Annotated in this window: 14 protein-coding genes; 13 read left to right on the forward strand and 1 reads right to left on the reverse strand. The window is 42.8% G+C overall.

From position 1 onward, the window contains the following. Positions 1–4: 4 nt before the first annotated feature. The 13 genes from nusA to fabV all read left to right on the forward strand — a co-directional run bounded on the left by nusA (position 5) and on the right by fabV (position 13699). Positions 5–1225: a transcription termination factor NusA gene (gene nusA, locus WKT11_RS06080; protein ID WP_117676293.1), complete on the forward strand. Its 1221-nt coding sequence runs from the start codon at positions 5–7 to the stop codon at positions 1223–1225. Further along, positions 1209–1484 (forward strand): RNase P modulator RnpM, encoded by a 276-nt coding sequence (gene rnpM, locus WKT11_RS06085; RefSeq protein WP_117676292.1) that lies wholly within the window; start codon positions 1209–1211, stop codon positions 1482–1484. The genes nusA and rnpM overlap by 17 nt, the downstream gene beginning before the upstream one ends. Beyond that, complete coding sequence (locus tag WKT11_RS06090; protein WP_117676291.1) at positions 1474–1773, forward strand: L7Ae/L30e/S12e/Gadd45 family ribosomal protein; 300 nt, start codon at positions 1474–1476, stop codon at positions 1771–1773. The genes rnpM and WKT11_RS06090 overlap by 11 nt, the downstream gene beginning before the upstream one ends. A gap of 3 nt (positions 1774–1776) precedes the next feature. Beyond that, entirely contained in the window at positions 1777–4608 is a 2832-nt protein-coding gene (infB, locus tag WKT11_RS06095) for a translation initiation factor IF-2 (protein ID WP_117676290.1), read from the forward strand. Positions 4609–4757: 149 nt separating this feature from the next. After that, entirely contained in the window at positions 4758–5150 is a 393-nt protein-coding gene (gene rbfA, locus WKT11_RS06100) for a 30S ribosome-binding factor RbfA (protein ID WP_117676289.1), read from the forward strand. Between the two features lie 12 nt (positions 5151–5162). Continuing rightward, positions 5163–6125 (forward strand): DHH family phosphoesterase, encoded by a 963-nt coding sequence (locus tag WKT11_RS06105; protein ID WP_117844924.1) that lies wholly within the window; start codon positions 5163–5165, stop codon positions 6123–6125. Beyond that, positions 6122–7009, forward strand: a complete 888-nt coding sequence (gene truB, locus WKT11_RS06110) for a tRNA pseudouridine(55) synthase TruB (protein WP_340283393.1) — start codon at positions 6122–6124, stop codon at positions 7007–7009. Before WKT11_RS06105 ends, truB begins: the two co-directional genes overlap by 4 nt. A gap of 72 nt (positions 7010–7081) precedes the next feature. Beyond that, positions 7082–7987, forward strand: a complete 906-nt coding sequence (locus tag WKT11_RS06115; protein ID WP_178413251.1) for a bifunctional riboflavin kinase/FAD synthetase — start codon at positions 7082–7084, stop codon at positions 7985–7987. Between the two features lie 356 nt (positions 7988–8343). After that, on the forward strand, positions 8344–8610 hold the full coding sequence (gene rpsO, locus WKT11_RS06120) for a 30S ribosomal protein S15 (RefSeq protein ID WP_117676285.1): 267 nt from the start codon (positions 8344–8346) through the stop codon (positions 8608–8610). 413 nt (positions 8611–9023) lie between these two features. Next, complete coding sequence (locus WKT11_RS06125; RefSeq protein WP_340283227.1) at positions 9024–11117, forward strand: polyribonucleotide nucleotidyltransferase; 2094 nt, start codon at positions 9024–9026, stop codon at positions 11115–11117. A 5-nt stretch (positions 11118–11122) separates the two neighbouring features. Beyond that, positions 11123–11608 carry an anaerobic ribonucleoside-triphosphate reductase activating protein gene (nrdG, locus tag WKT11_RS06130; RefSeq protein WP_117844931.1) on the forward strand — a complete coding sequence of 162 codons (486 nt, stop codon included), beginning with the start codon at positions 11123–11125 and terminating at the stop codon, positions 11606–11608. 81 nt (positions 11609–11689) lie between these two features. Further along, a complete protein-coding gene (locus WKT11_RS06135; protein ID WP_118591065.1) occupies positions 11690–12202 on the forward strand; it encodes a deoxyuridine 5'-triphosphate nucleotidohydrolase in 513 nt (170 codons plus the stop codon). A 312-nt stretch (positions 12203–12514) separates the two neighbouring features. Further along, entirely contained in the window at positions 12515–13699 is a 1185-nt protein-coding gene (gene fabV, locus WKT11_RS06140) for an enoyl-ACP reductase FabV (RefSeq protein WP_340283231.1), read from the forward strand. 262 nt (positions 13700–13961) lie between these two features. On the opposite strand, the gene WKT11_RS06145 is transcribed toward fabV, so the two are convergent. Continuing rightward, positions 13962–14726 (reverse strand): DUF6062 family protein, encoded by a 765-nt coding sequence (locus WKT11_RS06145; protein WP_340283232.1) that lies wholly within the window; start codon positions 14724–14726, stop codon positions 13962–13964. Positions 14727–14854 lie beyond the last annotated feature (128 nt).

Below are 14854 nucleotides of genomic sequence, written 5' to 3' on the forward strand. Positions count from 1 at the left end.
AAAAATGAGCAGAGAGTTAAAGGAGGCACTGGATATCCTTGAAAAGGAAAAGAGTATCAGCAAAGATACTCTGCTTGAGGCAATTGAGCAGTCTCTGATCCAGGCCTGCAAGAACCATTTTGGAAAAGCTGACAATGTACATGTAACTATTGATCCGGAAACCTGCGATTTTTCAGTGTATGCAGACAGAAGTATCGTAGAATACGTAGAGGATCCTGCAATGGAGATTTCTCTGGCAGATGCTTTGAAGATCACATCAAGAGCTGAGATTGGAGGCATGATACAGGTTCCGATCCAGTCTAAGGAATTCGGACGTATTGCGACACAGAATGCAAAGAACGTTATCCTGCAGAAAATCCGCGAGGAAGAACGTAAAGTGCTGTATGATGAATACTATGGAAAAGAGAAAGAAGTAGTAACCGGTATTGTACAGCGTGTGATGGGCAAGAATGTAAGTATCAATCTTGGTAAGGCAGATGCAGTATTAAGTGAGAATGAACAGGTGAAAGGGGAAACCTTCCAGCCGACAGAGAGAATCAAGGTGTATATTCTTGAAGTCAAGGATACCCCGAAGGGACCTCGTATTCTGGTATCCAGAACTCATCCGGGACTTGTGAAACGTCTCTTCGAATCAGAAGTAGCAGAAGTAAAAGACGGAACTGTTGAGATCAAGAGCATCGCACGTGAGGCCGGTTCCCGTACAAAGATCGCTGTATGGAGCAACGATCCGGATGTAGATGCAGTTGGTGCATGCGTAGGTATGAACGGTGCACGTGTCAATGCAGTAGTTGAGGAACTTCGCGGTGAGAAGATTGATATCATCAACTGGGATGAGAATCCTGCGATCCTGATCGAGAATGCATTGAGCCCTGCAAAGGTTATCGCAGTTATGGCAGATCCTGATGAGAAGACAGCTCTGGTAGTTGTTCCTGATTATCAGCTGTCCCTTGCAATCGGTAAAGAAGGTCAGAATGCACGTCTTGCTGCAAGACTTACAGGATTTAAGATTGACATCAAGAGTGAGACTCAGGCAAAAGAAGCCGGTGATTTCTATGATTATGATGATGACGAGACTGCAGAAGATGCAGATGAGGCATCAGCAGAGGAAACTTCAGCAGAAGATTCCCTGACAGAAGAAACCGAAGCAGAAGAAGTTTCAGAGGAAGTTCCTGTAGAAGAAGAGTCACAGGCTCAGGAAGCAGGAGAGAATGAAGACGAAGAATAAGATTCCCATGCGCCAGTGTACCGGCTGCAGGGAAATGAAAAGCAAGAAAGAGATGCTCAGAGTCCTTAAGACTACGGAAGACGAGATTGTGCTTGACGCTACCGGAAAGAAGAACGGTAGAGGCGCGTATCTGTGCTTTTCCAGAGAATGTCTGGACAAAGCAATCAAGAATCATGGTCTTGAGAGATCTCTGAAAACTGCAGTTCCCGATGAGGTATACGAACGACTTAAGAAGGAGCTGGAAGATATTGAAAAATAACAAAGTACTGTCGCTGATAGGGCTGGCAACCAAAGCAGGCAAGACTGTAAGCGGAGAATTTTCCACAGAGAAATCTGTCAAAACAGGAAAAGGACTGCTTGTAATCGTGGCTGAGGATGCCTCTGAAAATACAAAGAAGAAATTCCGGAACATGTGCAGCTTTTATGAAGTTCCGATTTACTTCCTCTCAGATAAAGAGAGCTTAGGCAGAGCAATGGGAAAGGAGTACCGCGCCTGTCTGGCTGTCCAGGATGAGAACTTTGCGAAAGCAATCATAAAGGAGGTATAGCGATTGTCTAAATTAAGAGTACATGAGCTGGCCAGAGAGCTTGGACGACAGAACAAAGAAGTAATCGAGTTCCTGAAATCAAAAGGCATTGATGTCAAAAGCCATATGAGTATGGTGGATGAGCCTGCGATTTCAATTGTAAGAGATAGATTTAAAAAAAATAACAATAGGGGAAAGGAGCATATTGCGAAATTGGATACTCCCAAAACAGAAGAAAAGGTTGTAACAGCAAAATCTGAAGGAGATAAAACTGAGACACCTAAAAAGAAAAAAAATATTATCCGCGTTTTTCATGCACAGAATGCAAGCGACGGAGGCAAAACAAGAAAGAAACCTGTAAAAGCTGAAGGCGAGAGAACAGGTGCACCAAGAAATGCAGAAGGAACAAAGGCTTCTGACAATTCAAGAACAGATGGTGACAGACCAAGAAGAAATAATGACCGTTCCAATGCCGGTAACAGAAGACCGCAGGGAGACGGACAGCGCCAGGGAAGAACCCAGGGCGAAGGCAGAGCTCAGGGCGATGGAAATCGTCAGGGCGGACGTTTTGGTCAGGGAAGAACCCAGGGTGATGGTCAGCGCCAGGGAAGACCACAGGGAGATGGAAACCGTCAGGGTGGACGTTTCGGTCAGGGAAGAACCCAGGGTGATGGTCAGGGACGCCAGGGCGGAAGATTCCAGGGAGATGGAAACCGTCAGGGCGGACGTTTCGGTCAGGGAAGACCACAGGGAGATGGAAACCGTCAGGGTGGAAGACCACAGGGTAATGGCCAGGGTCGCCCGGATGGAAACAGAAGTGAAGGACGCGATGGACGCTTCAGCGGCGGTCAGGGACGTCAGGGACAGCGCCAGAATACCAGAAAGAATGATGATATGGTATTTGCACCGGAACTGACTAAGACTTCCAAAGACAGCAAGAGAGAGCGTGACAGAGAGAACAAGAATAAGAAGAAAGATTTCGATAAGACACAGAGTAGCGGCGGACGCAGACCAAATCAGGGCGGATTTAACAAAAATTCCAGAATCCCGAAAGCTCTGCAGAAACCAATTCCACAGCCGAAACAGGAAGAGAAGAAGCCTGAGGTTAAGGAGATCACACTTCCGGAGAAGATGACAATCCGTGAACTGGCAGAAGCAATGAAGATGCAGCCGTCAGCAATCGTTAAGAAACTCTTTATGCAGGGTATGATGGTTACAGTAAATCACGAGATTGATTTTGAAAAAGCTCAGGAAATCGCTCTTGAATATGATATCATCGCAGAACCGGAAGAAAAAGTAGACGTTATCGGAGAACTCCTTAAAGAGGATGAAGAAGACGAGAAAGATATGGTTCCGAGACCACCTGTAGTCTGTGTTATGGGTCACGTTGACCATGGTAAAACATCCCTTCTGGATGCAATCCGTAAGACAAATGTAACACGTGGAGAAGCCGGTGGTATCACACAGCATATCGGTGCTTCCGTAGTAGAAGTTAACGGTCAGAAGATTACATTCCTGGATACACCTGGACATGAAGCTTTCACAGCTATGCGTATGCGTGGTGCGAACTCCACAGATATCGCAGTTCTAGTTGTAGCTGCTGATGATGGTGTCATGCCGCAGACAGTAGAGGCTATCAGCCATGCAAAAGCAGCTGGCGTTGAGATCATTGTTGCCATCAACAAGATCGATAAACCAAGTGCAAATATCGAGCGTGTAAAACAGGAACTTTCCGAATATGAACTGATTCCGGAAGACTGGGGCGGAAGCACAATCTTCGTTCCTGTATCTGCACACACCGGAGAAGGAATCGATACTCTTCTTGAGATGATTCTTCTTACCGCTGAAGTCTGCGAACTGAAAGCGAATCCGAACCGTTCTGCAAGAGGTCTTGTGATCGAGGCTCAGCTTGACAAAGGTAAAGGTCCGGTTGCTACAATCCTTGTTCAGAAAGGTACACTTCATGTAGGAGACTTTATCGCCGCAGGTGCATGCAATGGTAAAGTTCGTGCCATGATGGACGATAAGGGACGCAGAATCAAAGAAGCAGGTCCTTCCACTCCGGTAGAGATCCTCGGACTTGGTGATGTACCGAATGCAGGTGAGATCCTTCTTTCCTTTGACAGTGATAAGGAAGCGAAGAACTTTGCAGGTGCATTCGTATCTGAGAATAAGAACCGTCTTCTTGAGGAGACTAAGGGCAAATTATCTCTGGATAATCTCTTTGACCAGATTCAGGCAAGCGATCTGAAAGAACTTCCGATCATCGTCAAAGCAGACGTACAGGGATCTGTAGAAGCAGTAAAACAGAGTCTGACAAAACTTTCCAACGAGGAAGTTGTTGTAAAAGTAATCCATGGTGGTGTTGGTGCTGTCAATGAATCTGACGTAAGTCTTGCTGCTACATCAAACGCTATCATCATCGGATTTAACGTTCGTCCAGATGCAACAGCGAAACAGCTTGCTGAACAGGAAGGCGTAGATCTTCGTCTGTACAGAGTCATCTATCAGGCAATCGAAGATGTGGAAGCTGCTATGAAAGGTATGCTTGACCCTGTATTTGAGGAGAAGGTTATCGGTCATGCAGAAGTACGTCAGCTGTTTAAGGCATCCGGTGTCGGTACGATCGCAGGAAGCTATGTTCTGGATGGTATTTTCCAGAGAAACTGCAAGGTTCGTATTTCCAGAGAAGGCGAGCAGATTTTCGAGGGTGAACTTGCATCTCTGAAGAGATTCAAGGACGACGTTAAGGAAGTTAAAGCAGGATACGAATGTGGTCTTGTATTTGACGGATTTAATGACGTAAAAGAAGAAGATAAAGTAGAAGCTTATATCATGGTAGAAGTACCAAGATAGGATAGCGACAGTAACTGATATGGGTGCGCGGTTTCATGGTGTTACGTACAGCGTGACGCGCACCTGTTTTAATTGAATCAATTGTAAAACAGATATTCGGTATATCAAATTACCGAATATCTGCTCAAATAGAGGAGTGGAACTTAAAAATGAGAAAAAACAGTATTAAGAATACACGAATCAATGGAGAGGTTCAGAAAGAGCTCAGCACCATTATCCGTAACGAGATTAAGGATCCGCGTATTCACCCGATGACATCCGTCATGGCTGTAGAAGTGGCTCCTGACCTGAAAACCTGTAAAGCATACATCAGTGTGTTAGGAGAGAAAGAAGCAAAAGAGGCAACGATCAAAGGTCTTAACAGTGCAGAAGGTTATATCAGACGCCAGCTGGCAAAGAATCTTAACCTTAGAAATACACCGGAGATTCGTTTCATTCTGGATGAATCTATTGAATACGGTGTAAATATGTCAAAGCTTATCGATGATGTTACCAAAAAGGACAACTCCCACAGACAGGTCAAAGAGCAGGAAGAGAATTAAGAGGGTGAATACATGAAGAATATCGCGGAGATACTGGAAGGTGTGAAAACAATGGGAATCGGCGGACATATCCGTCCGGATGGTGACTGCGTTGGTTCCTGTATGGCATTATATTTATATGTAAAAACCTATTATCCGGAGATTCAGGTGGATGTTTATCTGGACAATCCAAAACCTGTTTTCGGACATATTGACTGTATGGATGAGATCAAAACAGAATTTGACGGAGATAAAGAGTACGATCTTTTTGTCACCTGCGATGTAAGTGCGAGAGACAGACTTGCTCTTGCAGGACCATATTTTGACTCAGCAAAGAAAACAGCATGTATCGATCATCATATCAGCAATCCTGGATTTGCACAGGTCAACCACATCAGAGGCGATGTAAGTTCTGCATGTGAGGTTCTTTATGGACTGCTTGATCCTGAGAAAGTTAACTGCACGATCGCAAAACCTGTTTATACAGGAATGGTTCACGATACAGGTGTGTTCCAGTATTCCTCAACTTCACCGGAAACCATGCGTATCGCGGGTGAATTGATGAAGACAGGTTTTGATTTCAGTAAGATCATTGATGAATCCTTTTACCAGAAGACCTATGTTCAGAATCAGGTAATGGGACGTGTACTTGCAGAGAGTATTATGCTTCTGGATGGAAAATGCATCATTGGATATCTTAAGAAAAAGGATTTGGAATTTTATGGTGTGGACGGCAAAGATCTGGATGGTATTGTCAGCCAGTTGCGCCTTACACAGGGGGTAGAAGTAGCCATGTTCATTTATGAACTGGAAACTCAGTCCTTTAAGGTATCCCTGCGCTCCAATGGAAAAGTAGATGTAAGTAAGATCGCGGTATATTTTGGTGGCGGCGGTCATAAGAGGGCTGCAGGATGTGATCTGCAGGGTTCTATGTACGATGTGATCAACAATATATCAGAGCAGATCTGTAAACAGTTTCAGGAGCTTGAAATCTGATGGATGGAGTAATTGTAATCCGTAAGGAAAAAGGCTATACTTCTCATGATGTGGTGGCAAAGCTTCGCGGAATTCTTCATATGAAGAAAATCGGACATACCGGAACACTTGATCCGGATGCAGAGGGAGTGCTCCCAGTGGCTCTGGGAAAAGCTACCCGACTGGTGGATATGATCACCGATAAAGAAAAAACATATGAGGCAGTGATGCGTCTGGGTGTTGTTACAGATACGCAGGATATGAGTGGAACAGTTCTTTCAGAAGTGCCTGAGTTTCAGGTTGCAGAAGAGGAACTTCGCGCAGTAACAGAATCTTTTGCAGGTGATTATATGCAGGTGCCGCCGATGTATTCGGCACTGAAGGTCAATGGAAAGAAGCTTTACGAGCTCGCCAGAGAAGGTAAGACGGTAGAGCGTAAGCCAAGGCCGGTGCATTTCTATGAGATAGAAATTCTTGATATTGATTTTCCACTGGTGCGTTTTCGCGTAACATGCAGTAAAGGAACGTATATCCGTACTTTATGCCACGATATCGGAGAGAAGTTAGGCTGCGGCGCTGCCATGGAAACACTTCTGCGTACAAAGGTAGGCAGATTTACACTGGATGATGCGATCACACTGGCACAGACGGAAGAAGCGGTGCGAAACGGTGAGATAGAGCAGAGGATTCTTGGGATTGAAGAAATCCTTGCAGAGTATCCTCGTGTTTGCTGTACAAAAGAGGGAGACAGACTTCTGGCTAATGGAAATCCTCTTGTCCAAGCATTGGTCAATGCAGAGGAAAAAGATGGATGGATCCGTATGTGCAACAGCGAGGGCAGCTTTGCCGGAGTTTACCAGTGGGATGAAAAAAGAGACAGATATTTTCCTGTGAAGATGTTTTGATGAAATCAGGAAAGCAGTGAAGGGGATGAAACTTCAGCTGACCTGTAAACAGGAATGATTTTAGGAGACATGATGGAATACTTAAGGATTGAAAATGATTTTCCCAGAATTTCACACAGTGCGGTAACACTTGGGAAGTTTGACGGCATACACCGTGGACATCAGAAACTGGTTGAGAAAATTATTGAGCAGAAACAGGAAGGTGCACAGGCTGTTGTGCTTGCACTTGGTACTGCCTCAAGAACAATCCTCACAAAGGAAGAGAGATGCCGCGTTCTGGAAGAAATGGGAGTGGATGTACTGCTTGAGTGTCCGCTTACCGAGAAGATGCGGCACATGAAAGCAGAGAATTTTATAAAAGAAATATTGATAGGGGACCTTCAGATCTCCTATGTGGCGGTTGGAGAGGATTTTCGCTTTGGCTATGAGCGAAAAGGAACACCTGCCATGCTAAAAGAGTTCGGAAAAAAATATGGATTTCATACGGAGGTCCTTCCGAAAGAAATGGACGGACGCCGTAAGATCAGCAGCACATTTATCAGAGAAGAGTTAAACAGAGGGAATATGGAGAAATTTCAATTCCTGATGGGAACGGACTTCTCAGTGGAAGGGATTATAGAACATGGTCGTGGAATGGGGCATAAATACCTTCTCCCGACTACGAACCTGATTCCACCGGCAGAGAAACTGATGCCGCCAAATGGTGTTTATATCACAGTTTCTCATTTCAAAGACAGAAGTTATCAGGGAATCACCAATGTAGGGCATAAACCTACGGTTGGCGGTGAGAAATTTATCGGTGTGGAGACATATCTGTTTGACTGCAATGAAAATCTGTACGGGGAATACTGTAAAGTAGACTTCAAAAAATTCCTCAGACCCGAGCAGAAATTCTCTTCGCTGGAAGCACTTAAAAGCCAGTTGGAGAAAGATGCAGTAAAAGGACAGGAGTATTTTTTGAAAAATGAGTTGTGTTAAAAAACAGGCAGTAGAAAATTGTGTTAAAGCGATGTGGAATAAACAAGAATAAAAATACGAAACAGATTTAACAGAATTCGGAGAAAATTGGCAAAAGACATATCAAAGGAAGATTTATGAACAGTTTCTGAGAGATTAAGTGACTGTTCACACACCACTATCCCGCGATGTGTGTGAACAGTAACAAAATTATTTTTCTGTAAATTATTTTCTAAAAAAGTAGTTTACACGCTGAAATCAATGTGCTATACTAACCAAGGTGAATTTAGCCCATGTTCAGGGACAGGACACTCCGACCATCCCTTAATATGTGGCGGTCAATCAATAATAATTATAGAATACAGGAGGAAATCAAAATGATTTCAAAAGAAAAGAAAGCAGCAATCATGAAAGAATATGCAAGAACTGAAGGAGATACAGGATCACCGGAAGTACAGGTAGCAGTTCTTACAGCAAGAATTCAGGAACTTACAGAGCATTTAAAAACAAACCATAAAGATCATCATTCCAGACGTGGTCTTCTGAAAATGGTAGGTCAGAGACGTGGACTGTTAGCTTACCTGAAGAAAACAGACATCGAAAGATACCGTGCACTGATTGAGAAATTAGGCTTAAGAAAATAATAGCCTTTTAGTATGCGGAAGGGGGCGGATTTCCATCCGCCTCTCTTTTTATGTATTATGGCAGTTCTGTAAAATATGGTGTTTTCCAGGATTGCGGTGGCTTGTTGTTTCGATTGCATCTGCATATTCAGAAGCTGCGAAACATGACAGGAGTTATTTCCGAGACTACTGAAAAGATTATTTTGCATAGGAAAGTAACAAAGCAGGTAGATATATTTGCCTGAAAAGTAGTTTTTTCAGTTGTTTCGGACTCCTGTTTTAATGTGACAATTTCATAAGAAGTCTGAACGTTGATGGACAAGATTGTCAGCAGACGGAACAGACAAATTTGAAAAGAATAAAGTAATTACCGGACATGCAGTGAACGGTAACAGAAAATGACAACAGAATTATGAAAAAAGGAGAATGAACGTATGTACAAAAGTTATTCCATGGAATTAGCTGGAAGAACCTTAACAGTAGATATCAACCGTGTTGCGAAACAGGCAAACGGTGCTGCATTAATGCATTATGGCGATACTACAGTTTTATCTACAGCAACAGCATCTAAAGAGCCAAGAGAGGGAATCGATTTCTTCCCGTTAAGTGTTGAATATGAAGAGAAAATGTATGCAGTAGGTAAGATCCCTGGAGGATTTAACAAAAGAGAGGGAAAGGCAAGCGAACATGCTATCCTTACTTCCCGTGTAATTGACAGACCTATGCGTCCTCTGTTCCCGAAAGATTACAGAAACGATGTAACACTGGTAAACATGGTTATGTCTGTTGATCCTGAGTGTAATCCTGAGATTCCGGCTATGCTGGGTTCTGCTATTGCAACCTGCATTTCAGATATTCCGTTTGATGGTCCGTGTGCTACCACACAGGTTGGTCTGATCAATGGTGAATATATTATCAACCCTACTATGGCACAGAAAGATGTTTCCGAACTTCAGCTTACAGTAGCTTCTACAAGAGAGAAAGTAATCATGATCGAAGCCGGCGCAAAAGAAGTTCCGGAAGATAAGATGATTGAAGCTATCTACAAAGCTCATGAAGTAAACCAGGAAATCATTAAATTTATCGATAAGATCGTAGAAGAATGCGGAAAACCGAAACACAGCTATGAATCCTGCGCTGTTCCGGAAGAACTTTTCACAGCAATGAAAGAAATCGTACCACCGGAAGAAATGGAAGTTGCAGTATTCTCTGATGACAAACAGACAAGAGAAGAGAATATCCGCCAGGTAACAGAGAAACTGAAAGAAGCTTTCGCTGATAACGAAGAATGGCTTGCAGTTCTGGGAGAGGCTGTATACCAGTACCAGAAGAAGACTGTCCGTAAGATGATCTTAAAAGACCACAAACGTCCGGATGGTCGTGCAATCACACAGATCCGTCCTCTGGCAGCAGAGACAGATATCATCCCGAGAGTACATGGTTCTGCTATGTTTACACGTGGACAGACACAGATCTGTACAATCACAACTCTGGCTCCTCTTGCAGAAGCTCAGAGACTTGACGGACTTGATGAGTTTGAAACTACAAAGAGATATATGCATCACTATAACTTCCCGTCCTACTCTGTAGGTGAGACAAAACCATCCAGAGGACCGGGACGTCGTGAAATCGGACATGGCGCACTTGCTGAGAGAGCACTGGTTCCTGTACTTCCAAGTGAAGAGGAATTCCCATATGCAATCCGTACTGTATCTGAGACATTTGAATCCAACGGTTCTACTTCTCAGGCAAGCATCTGTGCATCTACAATGTCTCTGATGGCAGCTGGTGTACCGATCAAGAAACCGGTAGCAGGTATTTCCTGTGGTCTGGTAACTGGTGATACAGATGATGATTACATTGTTCTGACAGATATCCAGGGACTTGAGGACTTCTTCGGAGATATGGACTTCAAGGTAGCCGGAACACATGATGGTATCACAGCAATCCAGATGGATATCAAGATCCATGGACTGACAAGACCGATCGTTGAAGAAGCAATCAGACGTACAAAAGAAGCAAGAGAGTATATCCTGACAGAAGTTATGGAGAAGTGCATCGCAGCTCCGCGTACTACTGTAGGTGAATATGCACCGAAGATCATCCAGATTCAGATCGATCCTCAGAAAATCGGTGATGTTGTAGGTCAGAGAGGAAAGACTATCAACACAATCATCGAGCGTACAGGTGTTAAGATTGATATCACAGACGAAGGTGCTGTATCTATCTGTGGCGTAGATCAGAAGAGCATGGATGAGGCAGCTAACATGATTAAGATCATTTCTACTGATTTCGAAGCAGGACAGATCTTTACAGGTAAAGTTGTCAGCATCAAAGAGTTTGGCGCATTTGTTGAATTTGCACCGGGCAAAGAAGGAATGATTCACATTTCCAAAATCTGCAAAGAAAGAATCAACCGTGTTGAAGATGTTCTCACACTTGGCGATAAAGTTAAGGTTGTATGCCTTGGCAAAGACAAGATGGGAAGAATCAGCTTCAGCATGAAAGATGTACCGGAAGAAGCGTAAAAAATATGAGATACCATAATATTACCAAGGACGATATGCTTAACGGCGACGGGCTTCGTGTAGTTCTCTGGGTGGCAGGATGTAATCACTGCTGTCCACAGTGCCAGAATCCTGTCACCTGGGATCCAAACGGCGGACTGCCTTTCGGCGAGGCAGAGCGCGCAGAGATTTTTGCGGAACTGGATAAGGATTACGTAAGCGGAATCACATTTTCAGGTGGAGATCCACTGCACCCGGCAAATATCACTGAGGTAACATCCTTTGCGAAGGAAATCAGAAAGAGATATCCGGGCAAAACGATCTGGCTTTATACAGGTTTCAGATGGGAAGAAATCTGTCGCGAAGAGATCGTGCGTTATCTGGATGTCTGTGTAGACGGTGAATTTGAGGTGGACAAGAAAGAACTTTCCCTGAAATGGAAAGGTTCCAGCAATCAGAGAGTGATCGATGTTCCCAGAACTCTTCATGAAGGAAAAATCGTATTGCATTAATAAAGAAATAGATACAGGCAGTTCAAGTATGCTTCAGGTGTACCTGAACTGCCTGTTTTGCTAAATAGGAGGAAAACACAGATGAAACGAATTGCGAAATTTCACAAAGTAAGCAAAGAACGCTTCACAGCAGACTGGATTGATACATTTGCACAGTCTCAGGAAGAAGCAGAGAAAATATACGAAGCAATCCGCCTGCCAAAGAGAGCAACAGCAGGGAGTGCGGGTTATGATTTCTTTGCACCGGCAGAATTCACACTCAAACCAAGTGAAACAGTGAAAATCCCTACCGGAATTCGCGTAGAAATGCAGCCGGAATGGGTACTGAAATGCTATCCGAGAAGCGGTCTGGGATTTAAATACCGCCTGCAGCTTAATAATACAGTTGGAATCATTGACAGTGATTATTTCTATTCCGATAATGAAGGACATATTTTTGCAAAGATCACAAATGACTCTAATGAGGATAAGACACTTACCATCCCGGCAGATACAGGATTTATGCAGGGAATCTTTGTAGAGTACGGAATCACAGTTGATGATGAGGTATCAGAAATCCGTAATGGTGGATTTGGAAGTACGACTGCGAAGTAGTAATCAGCCGGGTTTCATTTTCTGATATATTGATAATGATAAGGCATGATCTACAAAGTTATGTGATGAAATTAAAAACGGAATGTTAAAAAAGTAGAACGTGAGAAGGAAACAAAGATTTTCTCTTTACGTTCTGCTTTTTCTTTGATATAATATTTTGAGATTCAAAATATTTGCAATACATATAATATAAGTTCAGTTAAAAATTTTATGCAAATGATGCAAATGGAAAAATTAATTGAGTAAAAAGGTGGAGCGGATGAATTTCATCTGCCGGACTATAAAAGTTGAAGATTGAGGAGAAAAAAAGTCATGATTATTGAACCAAAAGTAAGAGAATATATCTGCACAACCGCACATCCGCAGGGCTGCGCAGAGAGTGTGCGCAATCAGGCAGATTATGCCTGTAAGCAGGGAACTGTAAATGGAACAAAGAAGGCACTGATTATCGGATGCTCTACAGGATATGGACTTGCATCCCGTATCTGTACACTGGAAAACTGCGGAGCTGATACCCTGGGAATTATGTTTGAACGTCAGGCGAATGGCAGAAGAACGGCAACACCGGGATGGTACAATACAGCAGAATTTCACCGTCTGGCGGCAGAAAAGGGGGCTTATGCGAAAACGATTAATGGAGATGCTTTTTCCAAAGAAATAAAAGATAAGGCCATTGAATTGATAAAAAAAGATCTGGGAAAAGTAGATCTGGTAGTGTACAGCCTAGCTGCTCCGAGACGTACGGATGCGGATGGAAAGACATGGTCATCTTGTCTGAAAACTACAGGAGAAGCGTTTACAGAGAAGAGTCTTGATTTAAGAAATAACGAGATTACAGAGAAGACAGTAGAACCTGCCACAGATGAAGAAGTGCTTAGCACAGTGAAAGTTATGGGCGGCGAAGACTGGGCAGATTGGATTGACGCGTTGAAAGCAGCGGATGTGCTGACGGAAAATGCAGTGACAGTTGCATATTCCTATATCGGACCGGAGCTTACCTATCCAATTTATTATCATGGAACAATCGGAACAGCAAAGCAGCATTTGCAGAAAACAATGACGGAGATCAATCAGGCGCATCCGGATGTACGCGCAGTGGTTTCGGTAAATAAAGGACTGGTAACACAGGCAAGTGCGGCTATTCCTGTAGTGCCGCTGTATTTCGCAATTCTTTATAAGGTGATGAAGAAGGCAGGAAACCATGAGAACTGTATCCAGCAGATTGCGAGACTTTTTACACAGAAACTTTATACTTCGGAAGGATTTCTGACAGATGAAAATGGATTTATCCGTATGGATGACTATGAACTGACACCGGAGATCCAGGAAGAGGTAAAAAAATGCTGGGAAGCAGTTACTACGGATACTGTAAATGAATATTGTGATATTGACGGATATTGGGAAGATTTCTATCATATGTTCGGATTCCGCTATGAGGATATTGACTATACGCAGGATGTGGATGCGGATGTGGAGATTGATGGAATCATAATATAGAGTTATAGGATAAAAAATTTAAAATATTCATTTAGCCGAATCAAGTAAGCCGTCTGCTTTAATTGTAAAGCAGTTATTTGGTATAGAACTATGTAACGAAAATGGATTGTGAATTTACGCTTGTTTAAGGTACTAATTTCATAGTAAATAAAAAATATTCTCTCTAAACAATGGATATAGGAAGAAGTGAACTATATCAGTTAAGAGAGAATAATTTTTATCCAAATGGTATTGATAGAAAAATATTAAATAAGTCAACAGTCTATTTTGTTTTGTATACCGGATCTGCAGGATATCCACTTCGCAGTTTCTGCATGCCACGCTGCAGGGCATCCTTTGAATTTTTCCAGTTGGCATCTTTGTTTCTGTAGTCAAATTTATCTGACAGCCATACGAGGTCTTCTTCCATGCGCTGGAAATTCTCATCCATCAGCTTAAACATAGCAGGGTAAAATTCTGCTTTTTCTTTATCATTCAGATATTTGTCTGCATTATCACAGAGCACTCCGAAGTGGTGCAGACAGAAACCTTTTCCAGACAAAATCTTGTTTTTGAACTCATTGTCCTGGCGATATAGCCAGAAGAAAGTTTCCACATATCGTGCAAAAGTATCCGAAATATTCTGGCAGATAAAACAACTGCAATCTTTAGAAGCAGCCCAGGCAGCAAGCGTATTTTTGTCTGTGACTGCATCTGAACGGCGAAAACGTCCTAAAATCGATGACTTTCCGGGTGTGAAAGAATCGAATTGCTTTTTCATTTCTTCGCGAAGTTTATGGTAATGTGTCTGAAGAATCAGTGTATTGCCAAGCGTATTTCCGTAATCAAACATTTTCTTCATATGTACTTTACAGAATCCTGCCTTATCCGTCTGATCACGAATATCACTCTCCATATAAGAAGAACTGTTTCCAAGTACGAAATCCAGTGAATTCTGTTCCAGTTCACGCTCGATGAAACAAAAAGGACACTCGTCATTGGCATTAACAGCGTCGTTAAGCGGAATGGTATATAATTTTTCTTTCATTTTGATATGCTCCAATCATAGTTTTGACTTTCTTTTATTTTGCATAGAAATTCGGGGAATGTCAAGATTATATGATTGATTGGAGAAGAGGGGATGTGCTATGATAGCTATAGGTATTTATAAACGAT

This window comes from Blautia sp. HCN-1074 (genome assembly GCF_037890165.1).
Lineage (GTDB): Bacteria > Bacillota > Clostridia > Lachnospirales > Lachnospiraceae > Blautia_A.

What these genes read in the sequence shown, in the direction of transcription:
- nrdG (WP_117844931.1), top strand. Translation starts at nt 11,123, where the DNA reads ATGAGATACCATAATATTACCAAGGACGATATGCTTAACGGCGACGGG.
- nusA (WP_117676293.1), top strand. Translation starts at nt 5, where the DNA reads ATGAGCAGAGAGTTAAAGGAGGCACTGGATATCCTTGAAAAGGAAAAG.
- WKT11_RS06135 (WP_118591065.1), top strand. Translation starts at nt 11,690, where the DNA reads ATGAAACGAATTGCGAAATTTCACAAAGTAAGCAAAGAACGCTTCACA.
- WKT11_RS06125 (WP_340283227.1), top strand. Translation starts at nt 9,024, where the DNA reads ATGTACAAAAGTTATTCCATGGAATTAGCTGGAAGAACCTTAACAGTA.
- WKT11_RS06105 (WP_117844924.1), top strand. Translation starts at nt 5,163, where the DNA reads ATGAAGAATATCGCGGAGATACTGGAAGGTGTGAAAACAATGGGAATC.
- fabV (WP_340283231.1), top strand. Translation starts at nt 12,515, where the DNA reads ATGATTATTGAACCAAAAGTAAGAGAATATATCTGCACAACCGCACAT.
- rpsO (WP_117676285.1), top strand. Translation starts at nt 8,344, where the DNA reads ATGATTTCAAAAGAAAAGAAAGCAGCAATCATGAAAGAATATGCAAGA.
- rnpM (WP_117676292.1), top strand. Translation starts at nt 1,209, where the DNA reads ATGAAGACGAAGAATAAGATTCCCATGCGCCAGTGTACCGGCTGCAGG.
- WKT11_RS06145 (WP_340283232.1), bottom strand. Translation starts at nt 14,726, where the DNA reads ATGAAAGAAAAATTATATACCATTCCGCTTAACGACGCTGTTAATGCC.
- WKT11_RS06115 (WP_178413251.1), top strand. Translation starts at nt 7,082, where the DNA reads ATGGAATACTTAAGGATTGAAAATGATTTTCCCAGAATTTCACACAGT.
- rbfA (WP_117676289.1), top strand. Translation starts at nt 4,758, where the DNA reads ATGAGAAAAAACAGTATTAAGAATACACGAATCAATGGAGAGGTTCAG.